The sequence below is a fragment of the Mongoliimonas terrestris genome (assembly GCF_001927285.1).
In the GTDB taxonomy this organism is placed as follows: Bacteria; Pseudomonadota; Alphaproteobacteria; order Rhizobiales; family Pleomorphomonadaceae; genus Chthonobacter; species Chthonobacter terrestris.
Genome location: NZ_MSIG01000001.1, coordinates 343,785 through 369,958, shown reverse-complemented (window position 1 = coordinate 369,958; position 26,174 = coordinate 343,785). Strand labels below are relative to the sequence as shown.

Genomic DNA, 26,174 nt, shown 5'->3' with positions numbered 1-26,174 from the left:
GATGACGAAAAGGGCATTCTGTGGCCCGGCGGCCCGGATCGGACGACCCCGGGCCCGCCCTTGCAAGGGTGCGGATCCGTCCGCCGTCAGCTCTCCAGGCCCGCGATGGCGCGGGCAAAGTCGCGCGCCTTGAACGGCTCCAGGTCGTCGATTCCCTCGCCGACGCCGATGAAATGCACCGGCAGGCCGTATTTCTCGGCGATCGCCACCAGGATGCCGCCGCGCGCGGTGCCGTCGAGTTTGGTCATCACCAGGCCCGAGACGCCGGCGCTCCTCTGGAACACCTCCACCTGGCCGAGGGCGTTCTGGCCGGTGGTGGCGTCGAGCACCAGGAGCACGTCGTGCGGGGCGGACGGGTCCACCTTGCGGATGACCCGCACCACTTTCTCCAGCTCGTTCATCAGCTCGGCCTTGTTCTGCAGCCGGCCGGCGGTGTCGATCATCACCACGTCGAGGGCCTTGGCGCGGGCCTCGGTCACTGCGTCGAAGGCAAGGCCCGCCGCGTCCGAGCCGGTCGGCCGGGTCAGGACCGGCACGCCGCTGCGCGCGCCCCAGACTTTTAGCTGGTCGACGGCGGCGGCCCGGAAGGTGTCGCCGGCGGCGAGCAGCACCGATTTCCCCTCGGCGGTGAACTTGGCGGCGAGCTTGCCGAGCGTCGTCGTCTTGCCGGAGCCGTTGACGCCCACCACCAGCACCACGTGCGGGCGGTGCTCCGGCTTCAGGCGGAAGGGCTCGGCCACGGGCCGCAGCACCTTCTCCACCTCGTCGGCCAGGATGGCCTTCACCTCCTCGCCGCCCACGTCCTTGCCGTAGCGTCCCTCGGCGAGGCGCTCGGTGATGGCGAGCGCCGTCTTCACGCCGAGATCGGCCTGGATCAGCACGTTCTCCAGCTCTTCCAGCGTCTCGTCGTCGAGCTTGCGCTTGGTGAAGATGGCTTTGATCCCGCCGCCGATGGCGTTCGACGAACGGCCGAGCCCCTCCTTCAGGCGCTGCAGCCAGCTGCGCTTCGGCCCGGCCTCGGCGGCCGGAACCGGCGCGGGCTGCGAGGCCGGCGCAGCCGGCAGCGCCGCGACCGGCGGCGGCGCCGGCGGTGCGATCACGGGCGGGACGGGCTCGGGCGGCGGGGGTTCCGGCGCGTCGCCATAGATGGGCAGCGGCAGGCGGGTCGGCGGCGCCTCGGCGGCGCGGCGGGCGTCGACCACCCGTTCGGGCACTTCCAGCGGCTCCCCGGCCACCGGCCCGGCCGGCGCCGGCCCGGCGGGCGCGGTCTCCGCGGGCCGCGCCTCGGCCGGGGCGTCGGGCGTGTCCTCCGCCGGCGTCGGGTCCGGCTTGCCGCCGCCGAACAGGGAGCGGAAGAAGCCCGGCTTCTTGGGATCGGCCATGGGTTACGCGGTCCTCTTCAGTTCGCCTGGGTTTCGCCCGGAAGCCGCCCGGCGCGCAAGGCCCCGTGTGCGCCGTCCGGAGCCTTCCCGGTCGTCCGGCCCGCCGTCAGGCGGCGCGGGCGACGAGGGCCCGGCCGGTGTGGCCGGTCACCACCGCCGGCACGATCTCGCCCGGCGCGCCCCGGTCGATCTCCGTCAGGGTGAACTGCTCGGTGCGGCCGATGCCGGGCTTTTCCACCAGCACCTTTCGGACGCGTCCGGTCTCGGCGGCCAGATGCCGGGCGAAGGCGGCCTCGCCGACGGCGCGGAGCGCGGCGGCGCGCGCCTTGACGAGGGCCTTGTCGAGCTGCGGCATGCGAGCGGCCGGCGTGCCGGGGCGGGGCGAATAGGGGAAGACGTGGAGGTGCGTCAGGCCGCACGCCTCCACGATGCGGGCGGAGTTCTCCGCCATTTCGTCGGTCTCGGTCGGAAAGCCCGCGATCAGGTCGGCGCCGAACACCATGTCGGGGCGCAGCCGCCGGGCCTCGTCGCAGAAGCGGATGGCGTCGGCGCGGCCGTGCCGGCGCTTCATGCGCTTCAGGATCAGGTCGTCGCCGTGCTGCAGCGACAGGTGCATGTGCGGCATCAGCCGCTCCTCCTCGGCGATCGCCCGCATCAGGTCGTCGTCCGCCTCGATGCTGTCGATCGACGAGATGCGCAGCCGCTTCAGCTCCGGCACCTTGGCGAGCAGCGTGCGGGCGAGCCGGCCGAGCGGCGGCCGGCCGGGCAGGTCGGCCCCGTAGGAGGTGAGGTCGACGCCGGTCAGCACCACCTCCGCATAGCCGTTCTCCACCAGCCGGCGCACCTGGTCGAGCACGTCGCCCATGGGCACCGAACGGGAGTTGCCGCGCCCGAACGGGATGATGCAGAAGGTGCAGCGGTGGTCGCAGCCGTTCTGCACCTGCACGAAGGCGCGCGCGCGTCCTTCAAGGCCATCCACGAGATGGAGCGCGGTCTCCTTCACGCTCATGATGTCGTTGACGCGGGTCTTCTCCTCGGCGCCGACGCCGAAGTCCGGCAGCGCCCGGTAGGCGGCCTCGGTCAGCTTCTCCGTGTTGCCGACGACGAGGTCCACCTCCGCCATGGCGGCGAACGAAGCCGGGTCGGTCTGGGCGGCGCAGCCGGTGACGACGATGCGGGCGGCCGGGTTGTCGCGGCGCGCGCGGCGGATCGCCTGGCGGGCCTGGCGCACGGCCTCGCCGGTCACCGCGCAGGTGTTCACCAGCACGGCGTCCGTGAGGCCCGCCGCCTCCGCCTGTCGCTTCATCACCTCGGACTCGGCCGTGTTCAGCCGGCAGCCGAAGGTGACCACCTCGATGCCCATGAAATCGCGATCCTCAATGAGGGGGGTATGGCCGGTGTCTATGGCTGAAACCGGCCGGAAAAGCCAGCCCGCCCGAGACCGGGCGCCCCTTTCGGCCGTTTGTGGGCGGTTGGAGAGGGACGATCAGACCGCCGCCTGGAGGCCGAACACGGCGGCCGGCACCGCGCCCTCGTGCTCGTATTCCGTTGCGCCGGTCATCAGGATGCGGTCGTCCGCCGTCCAGGCGATGGCAAGGTCGCCGCCCGGCAGGCTCACCCGCACAGTGCGGCCGGTGCGCCGGGTGCGGGCGGCAAGGACCGCGGCCGCGCAGGCCGCCGACCCGCAGGCCCGGGTGAGGCCCGCGCCGCGCTCCCAGACCTTGAGGATCAGGGCATCCGGCGCCGTCACCTTCGCGAGCGAGATGTTCGCCCGCTCCGGAAAGATCGGGTGGTTCTCCAGCAGGGGCCCGATCCGGCCGAGATCGTAGGCCGTCACGTCGTCGACGAAGAAGACCGCGTGCGGGTTGCCCACGTTGACGACCGCCGGCGAATGCAGGATGGGCGCGTCGATCGGGCCGATCTGCAGCTCGATGGCGCGAGTGTCGGCGAACGGCTCGGCGAGCGGGATATCCTGCCAGGCGAAGCGCGGCGTGCCCATGTCCACCGTCACCAGCCCGTCGGCCTCGCGCGCCTTCAAAAGCCCGGCGCGGGTCTCCAGGAGCACCGCCGCCTTGCCTTCGCGCTCGAACAGGAGCCGGGCGACGCAGCGCGTGCCGTTGCCGCAGGCGGCGGATTCCGATCCGTCCACGTTGAAGATGCGCATGAAGGCGTCGGTCATCGGGGTGACCGGCGTCATCAGCACCATCAGCTGGTCGAAATGGCCGCCCGGCAGGGCCGCGATGGCGCGCGCCGCGTCCGGGCCGATCCGCTCGGGGCGGCCGCGCAGATCGACGACGACGATCTCGTTGCCGATGCCGTTCATCTTGACGAAGGGAACATCACCCATCTGCCGCCGGCACCTTCTGCAGAAAAACGCCCGGATCCGCGCGCGCCAACGCCGCGTCCGATCCTTCGCCCACATGTAGGCGGTCTTGATGCCGGGCGGAAGATGCAACCGCCGGCCCCGGCCGGCGGCGGGACTCGTACCCGGCTCGTTACGCGCTTGGTATCACTCGCCGCGCAGCGGCGGCACCACCCGGTGGACGATGCACATCAGGTCGGCCTGCCGGCTCGATCCGGTCTTGTCCAGCACCCGGCGGATGTGGGTGCGCACGGTGGCGATGGAGAGCCCGAGCCGCTCGGCGGCCTCGGTCGGCGAGGCGCCCGTGACCAGGAGGCCGAGCACCCGGTTCTCCGCCGCCGTGAGGCCGAAGACCTCGGTCATGATCCGGTCGCCGTCGGCCCGCAGGTGCTGCGATCGGCCGATCAGCACCACGGCGAGCCCGCCTGTGCGCTCGGAGGCCGGCAACACGGTGACGAGGCGGGGCACCCGCCCGCTGTCGTGCGCCGCCACATAGGCCGGCACCACGCCGCCGTTGGCAAGCGCGCGCTGCACGGCGGCGTCCGCCTTGGAGTCCACCAGCCGCAGCCGGCGCTCCCGCACGGTCGCCACCTGGCCCTCCTCGATCAGCGCGGTGCCCGCCGCGTTGGCGCGCACCAGCCGGCCGCCGCTGTCGACGAGAAGCGTCGCCACCGCCAGCTTCTCCACCAGGGCCGAGAGGGCGTCGTTGCAGGCGCGCTCCTCTTTGACGAGGGAGGAGAGCCGGGCCGCGCGGCCGACGTGGGGCGCGAACCGGCGCAGCGTCTCCAGCGCCTCCGGGTCGTAGGGGCCGTCGGCGTCCGCCCGGGCGAGGCCGAGGGTGCCGAGGTGGGTGGGCGTGCGGGCGAGTTCCACGATGGCAAGCTCGTGGAAGCCGCTCGGCTGGCACCATTCCTCGAAGAAGCGCGAACGGCGGAAGGTGCGCGGATCGAGCGCCGTCAGGCTCGTGGTCACCCGTCCCTCCCGCGGGTCCACGCGGATCTGGCCGAGGTGAGGGTTCAGCCGGGCGTAGCGCTCGCAGTAGGCGCGGGCCAGACTCGGATCCGTGCTGGCGCCCTCCGGCGGCATGGCGTTGCGGGTCGCCTGCTCGTGCGTCACCAGCGTGGCGGCCTCCGCGCCGACCACGTCGCAGAGCCGCTTCAGGACCGGCGCCCAGCCGCCCGGCGTGAGCGCGCAGTCGTAGATCGCTTCCAGGAGGTCCTCGGTGTGAGAGCGCGCTGCCGGACCCATGGCTCCACTCCCCGTTTGCGGACGAGCGAGCGCAGTGCGAAAACCCCGCGCACCGCGACCCGACGCTCGATCCACGTCCTGACGCAGACATAACGACGACCCGATCCGGGATTTCGCCCGGATCGGGCTCTGTGTTACAGTCGAGAAACATAGCACGCTCGCTTTTGACCGTCTCTGCATGGGACGCAGGGGTTCCGGGCAAACGGCGCAGCCTCCGCGGTCCGGCGGGGGACGCCGTGCGCCACCCGGCCCGCCTGGCCGGACACCAATGCGCCTCCGGTTGCAACGGCTGGCGCGACCCGTGCTTCGGCGGGGACCGGCCATCCCGGTCAAGGTGGCTCTCCCGTCGCGGGAGGCTCCGGCACCGTCCCTTGGGCCACGCACCGCAGGACCTCGTCATGTCGTCGTTTCCCCATCCTGCCGTCGCCGCACCCGCCGGGTCCGCCCGCCCGCACCTGCAGGCCGTTCTCGCCCGCGGGGACCGGGCCTCCGTGCAGCGGTTCAGCCGACGCTTCTCCGAGACCATCCTGCCGGTGGACGTGGAGCCGCTCGGCGGCGGGCCGACCGCCATCCGGGTCGACGTCCTGGTGTCCGGATCCGTCCTGGTGGCGGCCTACGAGGCGAGCGCCCTCGGCATGAGCCGGGCCAGTTGGCATGCCGCCGAGGCGGACGACGCTGTGACCTTCAACCTCGGCACCGGCGGCGTCTTCACCGCCGGGGAAGGGGCCGGCGCGGTTCCGGTGCGGGCCGGCGAAGTGGCGGTGCTGCGCACCGGCCGGCCGAGCCGCATCGCCGTGCCCGGCCGGGCATCCTTCATCGGCATCAAGCTGCCGAAGGCCGAACTGGTGCTCCGCGGTCTCGATCCGGACCGGTGCGCCGGCCCCCTGCGGGGCGCGGACCGGGCCTGCCTGGCGCTCCTCGGCAGCTACCTGGACCATCTGCGGAGCGCCGGTCCGGCGCTCTCGGCCGCGCTCGGGCCGCTCGCGGAGCGCCATGTGGCCGACCTCGTCGCCGCGGTGCTCCGGCCGGACCTTGCCGCGGAGACCGAACGGGCGGGCGTCAAGGCCGCGCGCCGGCGCCGCATCCACATCATCCTCCAGTCCCGCCACGCGGACCCGGACCTCGGCATCGAGGCGGTCGCGGCCGACCTCGGCCTCTCGCCGCGCAGCGTCCAGGCGCTCCTGGAAGACCAGGGCACCAGCTTCTCCGACCTCCTGAGGGCGGTGCGGGTGCGCGCGGCGGCGGACATCCTGGACCGCCCCGGCGCCGACGACCGGGTCGCCGACGTGGCCTTCCGGGTGGGCTTCAAGGATCTCTCCACCTTCAACCGCGCCTTCCGGCGGATCCTCGGCGCCACGCCGCGCGATCATCGGGCCGCGGCCCTGGCACGCGCCGCCGGCCCGTGGCCGGAGGAGGCGCCGCGCCCGCTTGAGGCGCCCGAGCGGACTTGACTTTCAGGCGCCGAGCCGGTAACGACCCGCCATTCTCGGCCGTTCCGCGCCCGAGCCACCGACCGGGGCCAGACCCCGGAGGTCCCCATCCGCCAGCGCTGTGCGCCCGCGGGTGCGCTTCGTGCTTGCCGTGATGGCGCCGCTCCGGCGGCCGTCGCGGTCGCCGCGGCGGGGATCGGGGGCTTGGGCCGGCGGCGGATCGGGACCACATGAGCCGGGCACCCGCCCGGTTCGTGAGAGAGAGACCCCATGTTCGAAAGCCTGTCCGATCGCCTCAGCGGCATCTTCGACAAACTGACGCGCCGCGGCGCGCTGTCGGAGGCCGACGTGTCGGAAGCGATGCGCGAGGTGCGCCGGGCGCTCCTGGAGGCCGACGTCGCCCTCGACGTGGTGAAGTCCTTCACCGACCGGGTGAAGGCCCGCGCGGTCGGCGCCGAGGTGGTGAAGTCGATCACGCCCGGCCAGATGGTCGTCAAGATCGTCCACGACGAGCTCATCGCCACCCTCGGCTCGGAGGCCAAGCCCATCGACCTGCAGGCGGCCGCCCCGGTGCCGATCCTGATGGTCGGCCTGCAGGGCTCCGGCAAGACCACCACGACCGCCAAGATCGCCCGCCGCCTGAAGGAGCGCGAGCGCCGCAAGGTGCTGATGGCCTCCCTCGACACCCGCCGCCCGGCCGCCATGGAGCAGCTGAAGGTGCTCGGCGAGCAGAACGGCATCGACACCCTGCCGATCGTCATGAGCCAGTCGGCGGTGGAGATCGCCCGCCGCGCGATGACCGCCGCCCGCCTCGGCGGCTACGACGTGGTGATCCTCGACACCGCCGGCCGCGTCACCGTGGACGAGGGCCTGATGGACGAGGCCGCCGAGGTGAAGCGGGTGACCGAGCCGCACGAGGTGCTGCTCGTCGCCGACGCCCTCACCGGCCAGGACGCGGTGAACACCGCGCGCGCCTTCGACGGGCGGCTCGGCATCACCGGCATTGTGCTCACCCGCGTCGACGGCGACGGACGCGGCGGCGCCGCGCTCTCCATGCGCGCCGTCACCGGCAAGCCGATCAAGCTGATGGGCGTCGGCGAGAAGGCCGACGCGCTGGAGGACTTCCACCCGAGCCGTGTCGCCGACCGCATCCTCGGCATGGGCGACATCGTCGCCCTGGTGGAGAAGGCCGCCGCCGGCATCGACGCCGAGAAGGCGGCCAAGATGGCCGCCCGCATGGGCAAGGGCGAGTTCGACCTCGACGACCTCGCCGAGCAGCTGAAGCAGATGCAGAAGCTCGGCGGCATGGGCGGCATCATGGGCCTCATGCCCGGCATGGGGAAGATGAAGGGCCAGATGGCCGCCGCCGGCCTCGACGACCGCTTCCTCAAGCGCCAGATCGCCGTCATCCAGTCGATGACCAAGAAGGAGCGCGCCAAGCCCGCCCTCCTCGACGCCAAGCGGCGCCGGCGCATCGCGGCCGGATCCGGCACCGACGTCGCCGACGTCAACAAGGTGCTGAAGCTGCACCGCCAGATGGCCGACATGATGAAGGCCATGGGCAAGAAGAAGGGCGGCATGATGGGCGCCCTCGGCTCCATGTTCGGCGGCGGCGGCGGCATGCCGGACCTCTCCCGCATGGACCCGGCCGCCCTTGAGAAGATGGCCAAGGATATGGGGATGGGCGGCGGCGCCGGCGGAATGCCGCCCGGCCTGCCCCCGGGTCTCCCCCCTGGCCTCGGCGGGCTGCCCGGCCTTCCCGGCATGCCGCGCATGCCCGGCCTGCCGGGGGCCGGCAAGGGGCCCAAGAAGAAGTAACCCCGGTCGTTCCGGTCCGACGACCGACGACCTCCACACCGCTTTCCGTTTCCAGACCACACGCCAGACCACACGAAGGAAGACCAAGCATGTCCCTGAAGATCCGTCTCGCCCGCGGCGGCGCCAAGAAGCGTCCCCACTACTCGATCGTCATCGCCGACGCCCGCTCGCCGCGCGACGGCCGCTTCATCGAGAAGATCGGCACCTTCGACCCGTTGAAGCCGCGCGACAGCGAGGACCGCGTCAAGCTCGACCTCGACCGCGCCAAGCACTGGCTCGCCCATGGCGCCCAGCCGACCGACCGGGTGCTGCGCTTCCTCGACGTCGCCGGCCTCGTCAACCGCCCGGCCCGCAACAACCCGCAGAAGGCCGAGCCCGGCACCAAGGCGAAGGAACGCGCCGCCGAGCGCGCCCAGAAGGCCGAGGCCGCCGCGACCGCGGAGTGATTCCTTGACAGATGGAGCGTTCTGCTCCATCTGTGGTTGATATCCGCTACGCCCGTAGGCGGGCATGTATCTGAAACCCCCGAGCGGCGACGCGAGGGGGTTTCGCACAAATGGACGACAGCACGGCTGTACTGATCGACGGTGGTCATCTTCGCGTAGCCGCGATCAAGGCAGGATTGGAGTTCAATCCTGCCTTGATCGCCGCGGTCGCGCACAAAGCTTTAGCGCCGGACGAGCGTCCCTTTCGTTTCCTCTACTATGACTGCGCGCCCTATTCTGGAACCGTGAAGCTTCCTGTCTCCGGCGCGCCGTTCGAGTTCTCGGGGTCGGATGCTTGGTTGAAGGACCTTGCATCGCGCGATCTGTTTGCCGTCCGCCGCGGTGTCCTGAAGTTTCGGGGTTGGATCCCGAAAAAGACGCCCATATCGGCTGATCAATTGGACGATGAGCATTTCGCGCCGAGCTTTGAGCAGAAGGGCGTCGACATGCGCATCGGGCTGGACGTCGCAAAATTCTGCGAGACGAAGGCGGCAACGCGCATCGTTCTGATGTCTGGCGATACCGACTGCGTACCGGCTCTGAAGTACGCTCGCATCGCAGGCTTGCGGACTGTCCTTGCGGTCGTACCCGGACACAGGCCAGCTCCGGAATTGACTTGGCACGTCGATTATGTTCGGCAGGTGCCATGGCCAAATCTTTGACTGATACCCCCACCAACGCCGTCCTTCTCGCCGAGATCGGCGCCGCCCACGGCGTGCGCGGCGAGGTGCGCGTCAAGGCGTTCACCGCCGATCCCCAGGCGATCGCCGACTACGGCCCGCTCGTGGACGATCGCGGGCGGCGCTATGTGGTGACGGCCCTGCGCCCCTTGAAGGACGACATGCTGGTCGTCCGCTTCGAAGGCGTTCCCGACCGCACCGCCGCCGAACGGCTCACCCGCACGAAGCTCTATGTCGATCGCGCCGCCCTGCCGGAGCCCGACGACGAGGACGAGTTCTACCACGCCGATCTGGTCGGCCTGGACGTGGTCTCGGTCGACGGCACCCCGATCGGCTCGGTGGTGGCGGTCGCCAATTTCGGCGCCGACGACCTTTTGGAGGTGGCCCGCCCCGGTCTCAGGAGCATCTACCTGCCGTTCTCCAAGGCCGTCGTCCCGACCGTCGACCTGACGGCGCGGCGCGTGCTCGTCGATCCGCCCGCCGGTCTTCTCGACGATGCGAACGCCGCGGCCGATGCGGCGCCGGACGGTCCCGACGGCATCGACCAGCCATGACCGACGCCGCTCCCGATCCCGGTGCCCCCCCGGGCGCTCCGGCCTTCCGGGCGAGCGTGCTCACGCTCTATCCGGAGATGTTCCCCGGGCCGCTCGGCGCCAGTCTCGCCGGCCGGGCGCTCGCCGGCGGGCGCTGGGGCCTCGAAGCGGTCCAGATCCGCGCCTTCGCCACCGACCGGCACCGCCACGTGGACGACACGCCGGCCGGCGGCGGCCCCGGCATGGTGATGCGCGCCGACATTCTGGCCGCCGCCCTCGATGCGACTGCCCCCGCCGACGACCCCCGGCCCCGGCTCCTGATGTCGCCGCGCGGCCGCCCGTTGACGCAGGCCCGCGTGCGGGCGCTCGCCGCCGGGCCGGGTGTCGTCATCCTCTGTGGCCGCTTCGAGGGCGTCGACGACCGGCTGGTCCGCCGCCGGTCGCTGGAGGAGGTGTCGATCGGCGACTACGTGCTCTCCGGCGGCGAGATTGCCGCGCTGGTGCTCCTCGACGCGGTCGTCCGCCTCCTGCCGGGCGTCATGGGCAACGAGGCGTCCGGCGAGACGGAGAGCTTCGAATCCGGGCTCCTGGAGCATCCGCAATACACCAAGCCGGCGGTGTTCGAGGGCGAGCCCATCCCGCCGGTCCTCCTTTCCGGCGATCATGCGCGGATCGCCCGCTGGCGCCGCGACGAGGCCGAGCGGGTGACGCGCGAGCGGCGTCCGGACCTTCTCGGCCGGGCGGACTGACGCCCGGCTCGTCGCGGTGCGGGCCGGTACGGCGTGCCCCGCACCGCCGCAATTTCGGCCGCCCGCTGTCGACAAGCCGCGTCCATTGGTGTATGAGCCCGCATCCGTCATTCCAAGCACAGCCAAGAACGACGAATACGCCCCCGTCGCATCAGACGATCGTGTGGACGCTCTGGTCGTTCGACTTCAACGAAAAGGCATTGGACATCCGATGAGCAACATCATCCTCGAGCTCGAAGCCGAGCAGATGGCCGTCATCGAGAAGCAGCGCAAGCTTCCGGCGTTCTCCGCGGGCGACACCGTCCGGGTCAACGTGAAGGTGGTCGAAGGCACCCGCAGCCGCGTGCAGGCCTACGAGGGCGTCGTGATCGCCAAGAGCGGCGGCGGCCTCAACGAGAGCTTCACCGTCCGCAAGATCTCCTACGGCGAGGGCGTCGAGCGCGTCTTCCCGGTCTACTCGCCGCTGATCGACAGCGTCGACGTGGTCCGCCGCGGCAAGGTGCGCCGGGCGAAGCTCTACTATCTGCGCAATCTGCGCGGCAAGTCGGCCCGCATCTTCGAGGCTACCAACGCCCGCGCCCGCAAGCTCAACGAGGCCGCCCGGTCCGGCCCGACCAAGGTGGCGGCCGACGCCGCCGAGTGAGCGGCCGGCGCTTTCCTGTCTTTTTGTCTCGGGCGGCCGCAAGGCCGCTCGTTTCGTTTCAAACCGGTCGTCCGCACGGGCGAGACCGCATCGGTGAGGAGAGGTCGTGATGTCGGAGGATGTCTATCGCGCCGCCAACCGGGCGAACTGGGACGACCGCGCCGTCCTCCACGCCACCGACCAGGGCGGCATGTACGGCATCGCGGCGGTGCTCGCCGGCCGCTCCAGCCTCCACCCGGTGGATGTCGCCGGCATCGGCGACGTGCGGGGCTTGCGGGTCGCGCACCTGCAATGCCACATCGGCCTCGACACCCTGTCGCTCGCCCATCTCGGCGCCCATCCGGTCGGCCTCGACTTCTCGGCGGAAGCGGTCGCGGCCGCGCGCGGGTTCGCGGCCCGGGCCGGCCGGCCCGACGTCGCCTTCGTGGAGGCCGACGTCTATGCCGCCCGCGCGGCGCTCGACGGCGCCTTCGACCTCGTCTACGTGACCTGGGGGGCGATCAACTGGCTGCCCGACATCGCCCGCTGGGCGGCCGTCGCGGCGTCGCTCCTGAAGCCGGGCGGCCGGCTCTTCCTCGCCGAAACGCACCCGTCCGCCCTGGTGCTCGACGAGGTCGACGGCCGGCTCGTCCCCCGTTTCGACTGGCTGACGCCCGAGGGCGCGCCGATCGCCAGCGACGAGAGCACCAGCTACACCGGGGACCCGCGGCCGATCGCCCGCACCCGGAACTACGAGTGGATCCACCCGCTCTCGGCCATCGTCACCGGTCTCCTCGCCGCCGGCCTTCGCCTGACCCGGCTCGACGAGCACGAGACGCTGCCCTACCGCCTCTATCCGTCCATGGTGCCGGCCGACCGGGACGACGACGGCCGGGTCTTCACCTTCCGGCTGGCGGACGGCGCCGTGCGCTTCCCGCTGAGCTTCTCCCTGACGGCGGAGAAGCCGCTCTAGCCCTCCGTCGCGGCCCCTGTTTCGTCCGCGTAGATGTCCGCGAGCGTCACCGCGATACCGGCCTCCGGCAGGTGGATCACCGCGTCCGCCGCCTCGTGCACCTCCGAGAGCTCCAGCCGCTCGCCCTCGCGGCGGAGCACGGTCACCTCCTCGATGTCCTGGCGCACGATCAGATAGGTCGTGATGGACCGCACGGTCCCTTAGTTCCGCACCTTCGCGATATAGTCGGTGACCTGGGACGACGGCGACACCACCTCCACCACGACGACCGGCCCATGCGCCGCCACATCGCCTGGCGTCGTCGGCCCGCAGTCGATCTGGGCGTCCGGATAGCGGACGTTGCCGCTCGGGCAGACCACCTTCAGATCCAGGTGGGCGCGGCACGGGCGACCGCGCAGCGCCTGGCGGAAGGCGATGTTCACGCTGCCACGCAAGATGTCGTGCGCCGCGGTGCCGCCGGTCATCATCACCGGCTGGCCGTCCACCAGCTCGTAGTTCGGCTCCTGGCGCGCTTCCCACGCCAGGAAATCGTCCACCGACATGCGCTGCATCGCCTGGTCCGCCATCGTGGCCCCCGCGCCCGACCGTCACGCCGCCAGTCTAGCACAAGACCGCAGTTGCCGTTTTCCCCGGCTTTCCGTATATGACAGCCCATGAGGAGATCGCTCGCCCGAGTCGTGCTGCCCACCACGGAGGACTATACCCCCGTGCACGACCACGTGCGGCTGCCGTGGCGCTTCTTCGCCCGCCTGATCGCTTCCGCCGGTCGACTTCGGGGCTGATCGGAGCCGGCGCGGCGCGCCGGCCGGTCGCATGTCTCCGTCCCCGAAGGGCACCCGCTGCGTCGAGGCCCTTTTCGCACTTCCCCTCTCCTGAAAGCGCTCGCCATGACCACCAAGCCGCGCACCCTCTACGACAAGATCTGGGACGACCACGTGGTCGACCAGCAGCCGGACGGCACCGCCCTCCTCTACATCGACCGCCACCTGGTGCACGAAGTCACCAGCCCGCAGGCGTTCGAAGGGCTGCGCGTCTCCGGCCGGCCGGTGCACCAGCCGCAGAAGACGCTCGCCGTCGTCGACCACAACGTGCCGACCACCGACCGCAGCCAGGGCATCGACGACCCGGAGAGCCGCGAACAGGTGGAGCAGCTCGCCATCAACGCCAAGGAATTTGGCGTCGAGTACTACAACGAGCGCGACGTGCGCCAGGGCATCGTTCATGTGGTCGGCCCGGAGCAGGGCTTCACGCTCCCGGGCATGACCATCGTGTGCGGCGACAGCCACACCTCCACCCACGGGGCCTTCGGGGCGCTCGCCCACGGCATCGGCACCTCGGAGGTGGAGCACGTGCTCGCCACCCAGACGCTGATCCAGAAGAAGGCCAAGAACATGCGGATCACCGTCGACGGGCAGCTGCCCGACGGCGTGACCGCCAAGGACATCATCCTCGCCATCATCGGCGAGATCGGCACCGCCGGCGGCACCGGCTACGTGATGGAGTATGCCGGCGAGGCGATCCGGGCGCTCTCCATGGAAGGCCGGATGACCGTCTGCAACATGTCGATCGAGGGCGGCGCCCGCGCCGGCCTGATCGCGCCGGACGAGAAGACCTGGGCCTACATCAAGGACAAGCCGCGCGCGCCCACGGGCGAGGCGTGGGACCGGGCGCTCGCCTACTGGCAGACGCTCTATTCCGACGAAGGCGCCCATTTCGACCGGGAGGTGCGGCTCGACGCCGCCGCCCTGCCGCCGATCGTCTCCTGGGGCTCCTCCCCGGAGGACGTGGTCTCGGTCACCGGCGTGGTGCCGAACCCGGACGACATCGAGGACGCCAACAAGCGCACCTCCAAGTGGCGCGCGCTCGACTACATGGGCCTGAAGCCCGGCACGAAGATCACCGACATCGCCATCGACAAGGTCTTCATCGGCTCCTGCACCAACGGCCGCATCGAGGACCTGCGGGCCGCCGCCAAGGTGGTCGAGGGCCGCAAGGTGGCCGACACCGTGTCCGCCATGGTGGTGCCGGGCTCCGGCCTCGTGAAGCTGCAGGCGGAGGCCGAGGGGCTGGACAAGATCTTCCTGGCCGCCGGCTTCGAGTGGCGCGAGCCGGGCTGCTCCATGTGCCTTGCCATGAATGCCGACAAGCTGAAGCCGGGCGAGCGCTGCGCGTCCACCTCGAACCGCAACTTCGAGGGCCGCCAGGGTTTCAAGGGCCGCACCCATCTCGTTTCGCCCGCCATGGCGGCGGCGGCGGCGATCGCGGGCCATTTCGTCGACATCCGCACCTTCGCCTGAGGCGGTCCGTCGCCAGGGCGTCCCCAGGATGGGCAACGTCGGGGCGCCGCAGGCGGCCTTGGGCTTTCGGCCGGGTTGACGACCGGCCGCTCCGGCGTCCAGAACACCAGAACGGTCGACCGCGTCCGGCGCGGCCGGCCGTTTCCGTCAGGGCCGGACCCGTCGGCGCCACGGCCGTCGGGGTCGCCGGCCGGACCGCGGCCAACCGGGTGGGCGACCATGACCGTCACGGTGCGAATCCTCGGCCTTTCGGATGCCCGCGCGCTGGCGCCGCTGATCGCCGCCAACGCCCAGGCGGTCAAGCGCGGGGCGCCGCGCCGGCCGGACACCTATTTCGCCGAACTGCTCCTTTGCGATCCGCTCGCCCAGGTGGTCGGGGCATTCATGGGCGACCGGCTGGTGGGCTTCGCGGTCTTCTTCGACTTGCCCGACCCGGTCTCGGGCCTGCGCTTCGGCCTCATCGAGGTGCTCTTTGCGGAACCCGCCGGTCTCGGCGCGGTCGACCGGCGGCTGGTGGAGGCCCTGGTGACCGAGGGCCAGAGCCGCGGCTGGGCGCGCCTTTCCTGGGTGGTCCCGAAACCGGTCGATCCGGCCGCCACCGGCCTGCCCGACACGGTGCTGGCCGACGCCATGGCCCGCCCGTCCGGCGAACGGCTCTACGAGATCGTCATCGACCCGCTGGCCTGAAGAGGGCGAGGGGGGAAGGACCGGCAGTGCGAGGCTGTCCCCCATGGCACCATGCATTCCCAGCTTCCGCACCAACGCACCGATCCCCGCCCCCGATCGTCATGGTCCGCGAAGGCGGACCACCCACGCTTTCTCATCCGGCGGCGGCGCATGACGGAATGCGTGGGTGGTCCGGCTGAACCGGACCATGACGAGGGATGAGGGTGGGACGATGGGTGCGTGTGCCGGTACGCCGGATCCCCGCGCTTACCGCCCGGCGCCGCTCGCCATCCACCCCCCGCAACCCACCCTCACGTCTTGTCCAGGCTGTGGCGCGTCAGGAGCGGCAGTTGGAGGGCGGAGAAGACGAGGGTGAGGGGCATGATGCCCCAGACCTTGAAGGCGACCCAGAAGTCGGTCGTCTGGGTGCGCCAGACCACCTCGTTGATGACGGCGAGCACGATGAAGAAGAGGCCCCAGCGCAGCGTCAGCTTGCGCCACCCTTCGGCGTCGAGCCGGAAGGCGCCGTCGAACACGTAGCCGAGCAGCGCCTTGCCGAACAGGAGCCCGCCGAGCAGCACGGCGGCGAACAGGCCGTTGACGATGGTGGGCTTCATCTTGATGAAGGTCTCGTCGTGCAGCACCAGCGTCAGCGTGCCGAACACCAGCACCACCACGCCGGTGACCACCGGCATCACGGCGAGCCGCCGGGTGAGGCTCCAGGAGACGGCGAGCGACACGAGCATCGCCACCATGAAGGCCCCGGTGGCGACGAAGATGTCGAAGCGCGAATTGGCGAAGAAGAAGACGCCGAGAGGCCCGAGCTCCAGGGCCAGCTTCACGAGCGGGTTTTCGGTCCGCGTGGCCGGATCGTTCGCGCCTTTTTCAAAGTCCATCGCCTCGAGGATCCCTCTCCGCCGCATCTGCTGCTTCCATCTAGTCCGTCGCGGCGAAGGGAACAATGGGCGGCGCGACAGGAGGCGGCCGCAAGGGGCGATTTCGCCCGCTCTCCGGGGTGGCCGCGTGAGGATCCGGCGGTTTGACTCTTTTCATGTTCTAAACGAGATTTTTGAGGATGCGCGTCGCCGACAGCGTGTTCCCAAATCCGGTGCGGGCAGCGGAAAGCGGCCGCCGGGTGTGGGGAAAGCGGCGGGAAGCCGGCGGCGGGCGCGGTACGGGAGGGCGAGAGATGAAGCGGTCCTATCCATCCTATCGGCTCTACAAGGACAAGGCCGGCCAGTGGCGGTGGAGCTTCGAGGCGTCGAACGGCAAGACCATCGGCATGAGCAGCGAGGGCTATGTGGCCAAGCGGGATTGCGCGCGCGCCATCGAGATCATGAAGGGCTCCGCCGAGGTGCCGGTCTGGTCGGCCGAGGATGTGACGGACGTCGCCTGAGCGGTTGGCCGGCGTGACGGTCGGACGGGTCCGACCGTCCCGAGCCGGGTCTCACTGGAAGTTCCGCCCTTTCGGCATCACCCGGGCGGCGCCGGCGGCGAGGCGCTTCAGGTCGTCGGCGACCTCCGGCGTCTCCTTCACCAGATGGACGAGGCGCGGCCTCGGCTTGTCGTCGCGGCCCTCCGCCACCGGGCGCTTCACCTCGTCGGCGCGGGCGAGGGCGTCGAGGCCGTCGAGGCCGCCGGTGAGGCTGGCGAGACGCGGCGTCTCGTCGACGACGCGCTCCACCACCAGGTGGGTCACCCCCGCCTCCCGCTGCAGCCGGCCGGTGGCGCGCACCAGGCGCGCGCCGATCACGACGCCACGGAAGGCCTCGAACACCTTCGGCCAGACGATCAGGTTGGCGACGCCGGTCTCGTCCTCCACGGTCATGAAGATCACCCCCTTGGCCGAACCGGGCCGCTGGCGCACCAGCACCAGGCCGGCCACCGTCACCGTGCGCCCCGGCGCCAGCACGGCGAGGCGGGCGGTGCGCTCCACCTTCAGGGCGTCGAGGTCCGGGCGGATGAAGTGCACCGGATGGGCCTTCAGCGAGAGGGCGAGGAAGCGGTAGTCGTTGACCACGTGCTCGCCGAGCGGCATCGGCGGCAGGTGCACGTCGGGCTCGCGCTTCGGTCCGGCGCCGCCGGCGGCCAGGAAGAGCGGCAGCGTCTCCTCGTCGCCGGTGCGGCCGAGGCCGCGCGCCGCCCAGAGCGCCGCCCGCCGGTCGAGGCCGACGGAGCGGAAGGCGTCCGCGTCGGCGAGCCGTTCGATCACCGCGCGGGCAAGGCCGGTGCGCAGCCACACGTCGCGCACGCTGTCGTAACCGGCGCCGCGCCGCTCCACGAGAAGGTGCATGTCCGCCTCCCGCACGCCCTTCACCTGGCGAAGGCCGAGCCGCACCGCGTGGCTCGACCAGACCATCGGCCGCATCTCCCGGTGGCGCGGGTGCAGCCGCTCGGCCGCGTGGGCGCCGTGCTCCAGGCTGGCGTCCCAGTCGGAGCGGTTCACGTCGACGGGGCGCACCTCCACCCCGTGGTCCTCCGCGTCGCGGACGATCTGGGCAGGGGCGTAGAAGCCCATGGGCTGGGCGTTGAGGAGGGCGGCGCAGAACACGTCCGGATAATGGCACTTCAGCCAGGACGAGGCGTAGACGAGGAGGGCGAAGCTCGCCGCGTGGCTCTCCGGGAAGCCGTATTCGCCGAAGCCCTCGATCTGGCGGAAGCAGCGCTCGGCGAAGGCGCGGTCGTAGCCGCGCGCCGCCATGCCGTCGATCATCTTCTGCTGAAACGTCCCGATGGTGCCGACCTTGCGGAAGGTCGCCATGGCGCGCCGCAGCTTGTCGGCCTCCGCGGGCGTGAAGCCGGCCGCCACGATGGCGATGCGCATGGCCTGCTCCTGGAAGAGCGGCACGCCCATGGTCTTGCCGAGCACGGCCTCCAGTTCGGGTTTCGGGAAGGTCACCGGCTCCAGCCCCTGCCGGCGGCGCAGATACGGGTGCACCATGTCGCCCTGGATCGGGCCGGGGCGCACGATCGCCACCTCGATGACGAGGTCGTAGAAGGTGCGCGGGCGAAGCCGCGGCAGCATGGTCATCTGCGCCCGGCTCTCCACCTGGAAGACGCCGACGCTGTCCGCCCGGCACAGCATGTCGTAGACGGCCGGGTCCTCCGCCGGGATGGTGGCGATGGAGAGCGGCCGGCCGTAGTGGCGGGCCAGCATGTCGAAGGCCTTCCGCACGCAGGACAGCATGCCGAGGGCGAGCACGTCGATCTTCAGGATGCCGAGGAGGTCGAGGTCGTCCTTGTCCCACTCGATGACCGTGCGGTCCTCCATGGCGGCGTTCTCGATCGGCACCACCTCGTCGAGCCGGCTGCGGGTGATGACGAAACCGCCCACGTGCTGGGAGAGGTGGCGGGGAAAGCCGGTGAGCGCCTTGGCGTGGCGCACCGCCTCCATCACCGTGCGGTCGGTCGGGTCGAGGCCGGCGCGGCGGGCGTCCTCGCTCCTGAGCGAGGCCTGCGACCAGCCCCAGATCTGGCCGGCGAGCGCCCCCACCACGTCGGCGGAGAGGCCGAAGGCCTTGCCCACCTCGCGGATCGCCGAGCGCGCCCGGTAGGAGATCACCGTGGCGGCCAGCCCCGCCCGCTCGCGGCCGTACTTGGCGTAGATGTACTGGATCACCTCCTCGCGGCGCTCGTGCTCGAAGTCCACGTCGATGTCCGGCGGCTCGCGCCGCTCCGGCGAGATGAAGCGCTCGAACAGGAGGTCGCCGCGCGCCGGGTCCACCTCGGTGACGCCGAGGCAGAAGCAGACCGCAGAGTTGGCCGCCGAGCCGCGGCCCTGGCAGAGGATGCCGCGCGAGCGGGCGAAGCGCACGATGTCGTGCACGGTGAGGAAGTAGGGCGCGTAGCCGAGCTGGCCGATGATGGCGAACTCGTGCGCAAGGGCGGCCCGCACCGTCTCCGGGATGCCGGCCGGATAGCGCCGGGCCGCTCCTTCCAGGGTGAAGGCCTCCAGCGCCGCCTGGGGGGAGGGGTGGCCCTCGGTCGGCTCCTCCGGATAGTCGTAGCGCAGTTCGTCGAGCGAGAAGGCGAGGTCGGCCGCGACCCGCGCGGTCTCGTCCACCGCCTCCGGCAGGTCGGCGAAGAGCCGGCGCACGGCCGCCTCGCCGCGCATGTGCCGCTCCGCGTTCCGCTCCAGCCGCCGGCCCGCCTCGGCCAGCGTGGTGTGCTCGCGGATGCAGGTGATCACGTCCTGCAGGCTGCGCCGGTCCGGGTGGTGGTAGAGCACGTCGCCGACCGCCATCGCCGGCACCCCCGCCTCCCGGGCGATCCGGGCGAGGCGGGCGATCCGGCGCCGGTCCGCGCCGTCGTGCCGGTAGGAGGCCGCAAGCCGCACCCGGCCCGGCGCCTCCGCCTGCAGCCGCCGCAAGGTGGCGGCGAGCCGGGCGAGGGCGTCCGCGTCCAGCTGGTCGGGCGGCAGCACGGCGAGATGGCTGCCGTCCGCAAAGGCCATGAGATCGTCGAGCCCGAGCCGGCACGCGCCCTTGTCGGTCCGCCGCTTGCCGAGGCTGAGCAGCCGGCAGAGCCGGCCGTAGGCGGCCCGGTCCATGGGCCAGGCGGCGATGTCGGGCGTCTCGTCGGAAAACACCAGCCGGGTGCCGGGCACGAAGCGCACGCCGTGGTCCTTGGCGGCCTGGTGGGCGCGGACCACGCCGGCGAAGCTGTTGCGGTCGGTGACGGCGAACGCCGTCAGGCCGAGCGCGGCCGCCGCCTCCGCCAGCTCCTCCGGATGGGAGGCGCCGCGCAGGAAGGAGAAGTTGGAGGCGGCGACCAGTTCGGCATAGGCCATGGCGGGAGCGGTCTCCAATGTTCTTTCTTTGTTCGCACCAGGAATTCCAGAGGGGGCGTGGGGAGTCAAGCGCCGCGGGACGCGCCCGGTGGTCGGCGGGGCGACGGGCGGCGGGCGGGCGCGAACCGGGGTGTGGCTTTCAGGCGACAGGGGCCGAGGGTCCGGCTTCCTTGCCCTGCCGATGCGGAACCCTGGCGCCCGCCCGGTGTTCGTTCGTGCCGCGCTGCACACGAAAGCCCGGCCTGTCGTCTCCGACCATGACGCAATTGCGGTTGATGACCCGCGTGACCCGGACGGTGAAACTACCGACCGGGGCTTCACAAGTGGCATTGTCATTAACCATTCGGAGCCGGGGCGGAAGATTAGCCTTAACAAAACCTAAACGCGTGCCTCAGGATTGCCTCCGGAGCGCTCCAGGACCGAGCCAACCGCCTTGACGCTTGCATGCTCCGCCCCTCCCCGGAGCGCAACGGAGAGCCCGCATGACCGACGCGAGCACGATCCCCAAGACCCACGACCCGACCGCCGACCGATCCCCGGCGGATGCGCCGCGCGCGTCCGCGCCGCATCGCGCCACTGCGCCGACCGCCGCCGCGTCCCAACCCGCCGCGCCCCAGACTGCCGCGTCCCCGACAGCGGCTCCCCAACCTGCTCCTCCCCAGGCCGCCACACCGGCCACGTCCATCCCCGCTCCGGCGGCGGACACGCCCGCGCCCCCTGGCTCCCAGGGCGGCACGTCCAAGGAACTGCTCGGCTTCCTCAACCGCTCGTGGCGCGAGCTCGACGTCCGGCTCGACCCCAACACCCGCGCCCTCTGGTGCCACATGCGGCCGAACGGACCGCCGAGCTTCACGCCCAGCATGGTGCGCGAACTCATCGTGCTGCACCGCTCCATCCAGGCGCTCGCCGCCTCGCAGGGACCGCACGAGGACCCGCACATCCGCTACTACGTGCAAGGCTCGCGCATTCCCGGCATCTACAACATGGGCGGCGACCTCGCCTTCCTCACCCGGGCGATCCGGGCGGGCGACCGGGACGCGGTGCGCCGCTACGCCTTCGACTGCGTGGACGCGGTCTACCACATCGCCATCGGCTTCGATTCCGGGGTGGTGACGGTCGGCCTTCTGGAGGGCGACGCGCTCGGCGGCGGGCTGGAAGGCGCGCTCTGCTGCAACGTGATCATCGCCGAGCGGCAGGTGAAGCTGGGATTGCCGGAAATCCTCTTCAACAGCTTCCCCGGCATGGGCGCCTATTCCTTCCTCGCCCGGCGCCTGGACGCCGCGCGGGCGGAGCGCATGATCTTCTCCGGCCGGATCTTTTCCGCCGACGAGATGCACGACATGGGCATCGTCGACCAGGTGGTGGACGAAGGCACTGGCGCGCACGCGGTGTCGGCCTATCTGGCCGAGCGGCAGAGCCACGCGGTCCGGCGCACCCTGTTCCAGGTGCGCCAGCGGGTGAACCCCTTGTCCCTGTCGGAGCTGCGCGACGTCACGGACCTTTGGGTCGACACCGCCATGCGCCTGCCCCAGGCGGATCTCCGCCGCATGGAGCACCTGCAGATGGCCCAGAGCCGCCGGCTGCACAAGGAGACGGGCGCCGGCTGATACCGAGCCCGGTGCGTCCCGACCTGTCGGGACCCACCGGGCGCAGGCAGGCCCGAACGGGCGGCGGCCGGTCGGCCCGAAACGCGCCGGGACCGACGGGCGCCCACCGTCAGGAGGCCATCGTCAGGAGGCCACCCAGTCGCGGGCGCCGAACGCCCGCACATGGGCCTCCAGGGCGCTCCGGGCGTCGGCGAACACGCTCTCCAGGGTGCGCACGTGGCGCTCCCCGTCGCGGGCAAGCGTCCCCGCGTCCATCTCCCGCCAGGAGAGGCAGAGCTCGAACAGGCCCTCCGCGCCCACGTTGGCGGCGGCGCTGCGCAGCGCATGGGCGAGCGCCCGGAAGGCGTAGACGTCGTCGCGGGCGACCGCGTCGCCGAGGTCGCCGACCAGCCGCTCGGCCTCGCGGATGAACTCGCGGGCAAGGTCGGTCACGAACTCCGTGCCGCCCAGCCGCTCCAGGTCGTCGAGCTTGCTCTCGTCCAGCGGACGGCCGAGCGGCACCCGCGCCGCCGTCGCCACCATGTCCTCCAACACGTCGATGGGCCCGGCGGCATCCGGCGCGTCGGCGGCGCGCGGCACCGCAAGCGCCGGCAGCACCGAGGCGATCACCTCGATCAGCCGGCGGCCGTCGATCGGCTTGGTGGCGCAGGCGTCCATGCCGGCGTCCAGGCAGCGGGCACGCGCCTCCGGGGTGGCGTCGGCGGTCAGCGCCACGATCGGGATGCGCGGCCGGCCGAGCGACATGAAGCGCCACAGCTTGGTCGCCTCGATGCCGTTCAGCACCGGCATGTTGACGTCCATCAGCACCACGTCGAAGGTCTGCTCGCGCAGATAGGTCAGCGCCATCTCGCCGTCGTCGGCGGTGGTCGGCCGGTGGCCGGCGGCCTCCAGCATCTTGCAGATCACCATCTGGTTGGTGCGGTTGTCCTCCGCCACCAGAACGGCGAGCGAGGGCAGCTCCGGCAGGTCCGGCATGGCGGTGGCCGCGGTGGCCGCCGCTGCCGCGGCGACCGTCACGTCGAGCTCGAAGAAGAAGGTGCTGCCGCGCCCGAGCGCGCTGACGAGCCCGATCCGGCCGCCCATCAGGTCCACCAGCTGGCGGCAGATCGCAAGGCCGAGGCCGGTGCCGCCGAAGCGGTCGATGATGGTCTCGTCCGCCTGGGTGAAGCGCTCGAACACCCGCTCCTGGGCTTCCGGCGCGATGCCGATGCCGGTGTCCGAAACCGAAAAGCGCAGCCGCGCGCGGGCGGCGTCCGCCGTCTCGTCGACGCGCTCCACCGTGATCGCCACCCGGCCTTCCGCGGTGAACTTCACCGCGTTGGCGGCAAGATTGATCAACACCTCCTCGATGTGGCGCTCGTCGGCGGAAAGATAGGCCGGCACGTCCGGGGCGATGTCCACGTCGAAGGTCAGCCCCTTGCGCTCGGCTTCCACCCGGAGCATGGCGCCGACGCGGCCCACCATCTCGGCGAGCGCGAAGTGGGAGAGGGTCGACGGCATCCGCCCGGCTTCCAGGCGCGAGAAGTCGAGGAGCGCGTTGATGAGCGAGAGGAGCGAGCGGCCCGACGCGGCGATCGTGTCCACCATCTCGGCCTGCGAGCGGGTGAGCTGCTCCCGGCCGAGGAGGTCGGAGAGGCCGATCACCGCGTTCAGCGGCGTGCGCAGCTCGTGGCCGACGCTGGCGAGGAACAGGCTCTTGGCCTGGCTCGCCGCCTCGGCGGCCCGTTTGGCCTCCTGCAGCTTGCGGATCAGCACGCCGGCGTAGAGCGGCAGGATGACGAGCCCGGCCAGCATGCCGATCGTCATGCCCACGTGCTCCAGCCAGTAGCCGGTCTCCTCCAGGGCCGTGACGAGCCCCACGAGGGCGATGATCATGGAGGCGTGCAGGTAGGGGATGCCGAAGCGGAAGCCGTTGCCGAACACGGTCCAGAGGTAGAGCGGATAGAAGAAGCCGCTGGCGTCGCCGCCCGCGGTCGCGGCGACCGAGATCATGGTGAAGTCCGCCACCATGGCGAACAGGCGCCGGGCCACCGACACGGCGGGCAGGGCGAGGATGTGGACGAAGATGCCGATGGCGACGGCGAAATAGACCGCGAACACCCAGGCGGTCTGGTCCAGCATGGCGGCCGCGCCGGCGTTGCCGAGCGCCGTGCCGGCGCCGAGCCAGCCGACCACCAGGCCGGCGAAGGCCAGCCGGTTCAGCGTCATCTCGTGCTCGCTGTCCGGCCGCTGGCGCAGCCGGCGGCGGATGCGGCCGAGGCCGACCGACAGCGACCGGAGCGACCGAAGCCGGGCAGTGGTCATCGGCCGGTCCCCCCGAAGGCCGCGCCGCTTCCTCCCCGGGCCGCGCCGGTCCCGCCGGCCCCTTCCCGGGCCGTGGAAGCCCGGCCGAACAGGGCCGTGAAGGCGTCCGGCGGCACCGGACGGCCGAAGTGGTAGCCCTGCAGCTCGTCGCAGCGCTCCTCGCGCAGCCGCTCGGCCTGGGCCTCCGTCTCCACCCCCTCGGCCACCACGGTCATGCCGAGGCTGTGGCCGAGGTTGACGATCGCCCGCACGATGGCGGCGTCGCTCGGATCGTCGATCAGGTCGCGCACGAAGGACTGGTCGATCTTCAGCCGGTCCGCCGGGAAGCGCTTCACATAGGCGAGCGAGGAGAAGCCGGTGCCGAAGTCGTCGATCGAGATGGTGACGCCGAGCTGGCGGATCTCCGACAGCTGCTCGGCCACCGCCTCCAGGTCGTCCATCACCGTGGTTTCGGTGAGCTCCAGGTCGAGAAGGCGCGGGTCGATGCCGGTCTCCCCGATCAGCGAGGCGATCTGCAGGGGCAGGCTGCGGCCCTGGAACTGCACCGGCGAGACGTTGATGCTCATGCGCAGGGGCGGCAGGCCCATGCGCCGCCATTCGGCCGCCTGGCGGCAGGCCTCGCGCATCACGAAGGCGGAGATCGGCAGCATCATGCCGTTCTCCTCCGCGCGGCGCAGGAAGCTCACCGGCGTCTCGATGCGCCCGTCCGGCCGCTGCCAGCGGATCAGCGCCTCGGCGCCCACGATGGCGTTCGTCCGGGCGTCCACCTGCGGCTGGTAGTAGAGCCGGAACTCGTCGCGCTCCAGGGCGTCGCGCAGCGCCTGGTCGAGCACCGCCGACTGGCGGACGATCAGCGACATGTCGGAGGCGTAGAAGCAGTAGCGGCCGCCGCCGGAGCCCTTGGCCCGGTACATGGCGAGGTCCGCGTTGCGGAACAGCTCCTCGTAGTCCGTGCCGTCGTGCGGGAAGACCGCGATGCCGACGCTCGCCGAGGTGCTGATCGGCGTCTCGTTGATGCGGAAAGGCTGGCCGATCAGCGCGCAGATGGTCCGGCCGAGGTCGGCGGCCGCGTCCATGTGGGCGATGTTCGTCTGCAGGACGGCGAACTCGTCGCCGCCGAGGCGCGAGACCACGCAGGCCTCGCCCTCCAGGCCGCGCAGCCGGTCCGCCACCAGGCCGAGCAGGGAATCCCCCACCGGGTGGCCGAGCACGTCGTTGACGCCCTTGAACTGGTCGAGGTCGATCAGGTGGAGCGCGAAGGTGCGCTCGCCGCGCCGGGCGCGGGCCACCTCCAGGCGCAGCCGCGCCGTGAGGGCGGTGCGGTTCGGCAGCCCGGTCAGCGGGTCGTGGTGGGCGATGTAGTGGAGGTGGGTCTCCGTCGCCTTGCGCTCGGTGATCTCCAGCGACGAGGTCACCACCCCGGCGATGCGGTCGAAAGCGTCGCGGAGCGGCGACTTGGAGGTCAGGAACCAGCGGCGGATGCCGTCCGCGTCGATCACCTCCTCCTCCAGGTTGCGGATCGCCTCGCCCTTGCCCATTACCATGCGGTCGAGGGCGGCGGCGCGCTCGCCCTTCTCCTCGCCGTGGATCTCGGTCAGCCGGCGGCCGGCGACCGCGTCCGGGTCGACGCCGATCAGGCGGGCCTGGAAGCCGTTCATGAAGAGCAGCCGGCCGAACCGGTCGGTGGCGCTCACCATGGCGGGCACGGTGTCGATCACCTGGGCCAGCCGCTCGCTGGAATCGCGGATCGCCCGCTCCAGGGTGCGCTCGCTCTCGTGCAGGCGCTTCTCCAGCGTGACGGCGCGGGTCTCCAGCTCCTGCTGCTGGCGGCGCAGCTTCAGAAGGTTGCGGGCGCGGGCGGCGAACTCGCGCCGGTCCACCGGGCTCTGCAGGAAGTCGGTGGCGCCCGCGTCGAGGGCGGCGAGGCGGAAGGAGCGTTCCTCGAACACCGTGACGACGATCACCGGCACGTCGGCAAGGTCCGGCACGGCGCGCATGCGGCCGATGAAGTCGGCGCCGTTGGTGTGCGGCATCTCGTAGTCGGTCACCACCAGGTCCGGCACGTTGGCGGTCACGTAGGCCAGCGCCTCGCGCGCGTCGCCGAACGTCACCACCGCCACGCCCGGCTCGATGGTGGCCGCCATCTTGGCGAAGATCTTCTGGTTGGTGATCTGGTCATCGACGATGACGATGGTCGTCATGGCGTACCTTCTCGTCCTTCTCGCCCTC

The 26,174-nt window shown here is 71.4% G+C and carries 23 protein-coding genes; 13 read left to right on the top strand and 10 right to left on the bottom strand.

From position 1 onward, the window contains the following. Positions 1-86: 86 nt before the first annotated feature. The 4 genes from ftsY to BUQ68_RS01510 form a co-directional block, all read right to left on the bottom strand. Positions 87-1,382 (bottom strand): signal recognition particle-docking protein FtsY, encoded by a 1,296-nt coding sequence (ftsY, locus tag BUQ68_RS01525; protein WP_075214162.1) that lies wholly within the window; start codon positions 1,380-1,382, stop codon positions 87-89. Between the two features lie 106 nt (positions 1,383-1,488). Further along, positions 1,489-2,745: a tRNA (N(6)-L-threonylcarbamoyladenosine(37)-C(2))-methylthiotransferase MtaB gene (mtaB, locus tag BUQ68_RS01520; RefSeq protein ID WP_075214161.1), complete on the bottom strand. Its 1,257-nt coding sequence runs from the start codon at positions 2,743-2,745 to the stop codon at positions 1,489-1,491. 123 nt (positions 2,746-2,868) lie between these two features. Beyond that, positions 2,869-3,729: a diaminopimelate epimerase gene (gene dapF / locus BUQ68_RS01515; protein ID WP_075214160.1), complete on the bottom strand. Its 861-nt coding sequence runs from the start codon at positions 3,727-3,729 to the stop codon at positions 2,869-2,871. 162 nt (positions 3,730-3,891) lie between these two features. Continuing rightward, positions 3,892-4,992, bottom strand: coding sequence for a helix-turn-helix transcriptional regulator (locus tag BUQ68_RS01510; RefSeq protein ID WP_075214159.1), 1,101 nt, complete (start codon positions 4,990-4,992; stop codon positions 3,892-3,894). Between the two features lie 398 nt (positions 4,993-5,390). Here BUQ68_RS01510 and BUQ68_RS01505 point away from each other — a divergent pair, with 398 nt between their 5' ends. The 8 genes from BUQ68_RS01505 to BUQ68_RS01470 all read left to right on the top strand — a co-directional run bounded on the left by BUQ68_RS01505 (position 5,391) and on the right by BUQ68_RS01470 (position 12,282). Beyond that, positions 5,391-6,443: a helix-turn-helix transcriptional regulator gene (locus BUQ68_RS01505; RefSeq protein ID WP_075214158.1), complete on the top strand. Its 1,053-nt coding sequence runs from the start codon at positions 5,391-5,393 to the stop codon at positions 6,441-6,443. A gap of 249 nt (positions 6,444-6,692) precedes the next feature. Then, entirely contained in the window at positions 6,693-8,240 is a 1,548-nt protein-coding gene (gene ffh, locus BUQ68_RS01500; RefSeq protein WP_075214157.1) for a signal recognition particle protein, read from the top strand. Positions 8,241-8,329: 89 nt separating this feature from the next. Further along, positions 8,330-8,686: a 30S ribosomal protein S16 gene (gene rpsP, locus BUQ68_RS01495; protein ID WP_075214156.1), complete on the top strand. Its 357-nt coding sequence runs from the start codon at positions 8,330-8,332 to the stop codon at positions 8,684-8,686. 110 nt (positions 8,687-8,796) lie between these two features. After that, positions 8,797-9,387 carry an NYN domain-containing protein gene (locus tag BUQ68_RS01490; protein ID WP_075214155.1) on the top strand — a complete coding sequence of 197 codons (591 nt, stop codon included), beginning with the start codon at positions 8,797-8,799 and terminating at the stop codon, positions 9,385-9,387. After that, the gene (rimM, locus tag BUQ68_RS01485; protein WP_245293128.1) at positions 9,384-9,959 is read left to right on the top strand and encodes a ribosome maturation factor RimM; all 576 of its coding nucleotides are present in this window, start codon (positions 9,384-9,386) and stop codon (positions 9,957-9,959) included. The genes BUQ68_RS01490 and rimM overlap by 4 nt, the downstream gene beginning before the upstream one ends. Further along, a complete protein-coding gene (gene trmD, locus BUQ68_RS01480; RefSeq protein WP_075214153.1) occupies positions 9,956-10,687 on the top strand; it encodes a tRNA (guanosine(37)-N1)-methyltransferase TrmD in 732 nt (243 codons plus the stop codon). Before rimM ends, trmD begins: the two co-directional genes overlap by 4 nt. A 211-nt stretch (positions 10,688-10,898) precedes the next feature. Beyond that, positions 10,899-11,330, top strand: coding sequence for a 50S ribosomal protein L19 (rplS, locus tag BUQ68_RS01475; RefSeq protein WP_075214152.1), 432 nt, complete (start codon positions 10,899-10,901; stop codon positions 11,328-11,330). Positions 11,331-11,439: 109 nt separating this feature from the next. Then, on the top strand, positions 11,440-12,282 hold the full coding sequence (locus BUQ68_RS01470) for a class I SAM-dependent methyltransferase (protein ID WP_075214151.1): 843 nt from the start codon (positions 11,440-11,442) through the stop codon (positions 12,280-12,282). Here the strand turns inward: BUQ68_RS01470 and BUQ68_RS01465 are convergent. Then, positions 12,279-12,476, bottom strand: a complete 198-nt coding sequence (locus BUQ68_RS01465; RefSeq protein WP_075214150.1) for a hypothetical protein — start codon at positions 12,474-12,476, stop codon at positions 12,279-12,281. The genes BUQ68_RS01470 and BUQ68_RS01465 overlap by 4 nt on opposite strands. 6 nt (positions 12,477-12,482) lie before the next feature. Continuing rightward, positions 12,483-12,848 carry a Uma2 family endonuclease gene (locus BUQ68_RS01460; RefSeq protein ID WP_083656081.1) on the bottom strand — a complete coding sequence of 122 codons (366 nt, stop codon included), beginning with the start codon at positions 12,846-12,848 and terminating at the stop codon, positions 12,483-12,485. Positions 12,849-12,935: 87 nt separating this feature from the next. Between BUQ68_RS01460 and BUQ68_RS24415 the strand changes: the two genes are divergently transcribed. The 3 genes from BUQ68_RS24415 (at position 12,936) to BUQ68_RS01450 (ending at position 15,266) form a co-directional block, all read left to right on the top strand. Beyond that, positions 12,936-13,064, top strand: coding sequence for a hypothetical protein (locus BUQ68_RS24415; RefSeq protein ID WP_280949691.1), 129 nt, complete (start codon positions 12,936-12,938; stop codon positions 13,062-13,064). 105 nt (positions 13,065-13,169) lie between these two features. After that, entirely contained in the window at positions 13,170-14,579 is a 1,410-nt protein-coding gene (leuC, locus tag BUQ68_RS01455) for a 3-isopropylmalate dehydratase large subunit (protein WP_075214148.1), read from the top strand. Between the two features lie 219 nt (positions 14,580-14,798). Next, positions 14,799-15,266 (top strand): GNAT family protein, encoded by a 468-nt coding sequence (locus BUQ68_RS01450; RefSeq protein WP_075214147.1) that lies wholly within the window; start codon positions 14,799-14,801, stop codon positions 15,264-15,266. Positions 15,267-15,556: 290 nt separating this feature from the next. On the opposite strand, the gene BUQ68_RS01445 is transcribed toward BUQ68_RS01450, so the two are convergent. Further along, entirely contained in the window at positions 15,557-16,141 is a 585-nt protein-coding gene (locus BUQ68_RS01445; protein WP_095407250.1) for a septation protein A, read from the bottom strand. 293 nt (positions 16,142-16,434) lie between these two features. On the opposite strand from BUQ68_RS01445, the gene BUQ68_RS01440 reads away from it, so the two are divergent. Then, complete coding sequence (locus tag BUQ68_RS01440) at positions 16,435-16,641, top strand: YegP family protein (RefSeq protein ID WP_075214145.1); 207 nt, start codon at positions 16,435-16,437, stop codon at positions 16,639-16,641. Positions 16,642-16,692: 51 nt separating this feature from the next. Here BUQ68_RS01440 and BUQ68_RS01435 read toward each other — a convergent pair whose 3' ends face one another. After that, positions 16,693-20,034 carry an error-prone DNA polymerase gene (locus BUQ68_RS01435; RefSeq protein ID WP_075214144.1) on the bottom strand — a complete coding sequence of 1,114 codons (3,342 nt, stop codon included), beginning with the start codon at positions 20,032-20,034 and terminating at the stop codon, positions 16,693-16,695. A 482-nt stretch (positions 20,035-20,516) separates the two neighbouring features. Between BUQ68_RS01435 and BUQ68_RS01430 the strand changes: the two genes are divergently transcribed. Next, entirely contained in the window at positions 20,517-21,641 is a 1,125-nt protein-coding gene (locus BUQ68_RS01430) for a crotonase/enoyl-CoA hydratase family protein (RefSeq protein WP_083656079.1), read from the top strand. Between the two features lie 123 nt (positions 21,642-21,764). Here the strand turns inward: BUQ68_RS01430 and BUQ68_RS01425 are convergent, their stop codons facing one another. Together BUQ68_RS01425 and BUQ68_RS01420 are read right to left on the bottom strand one after the other, a co-directional pair. Beyond that, positions 21,765-23,945 carry an ATP-binding protein gene (locus BUQ68_RS01425; RefSeq protein ID WP_075214143.1) on the bottom strand — a complete coding sequence of 727 codons (2,181 nt, stop codon included), beginning with the start codon at positions 23,943-23,945 and terminating at the stop codon, positions 21,765-21,767. Then, positions 23,942-26,146, bottom strand: a complete 2,205-nt coding sequence (locus tag BUQ68_RS01420; protein WP_075214142.1) for an EAL domain-containing response regulator — start codon at positions 26,144-26,146, stop codon at positions 23,942-23,944. The genes BUQ68_RS01425 and BUQ68_RS01420 overlap by 4 nt, the downstream gene beginning before the upstream one ends. Between the last annotated feature and the right edge of the window lie 28 nt (positions 26,147-26,174).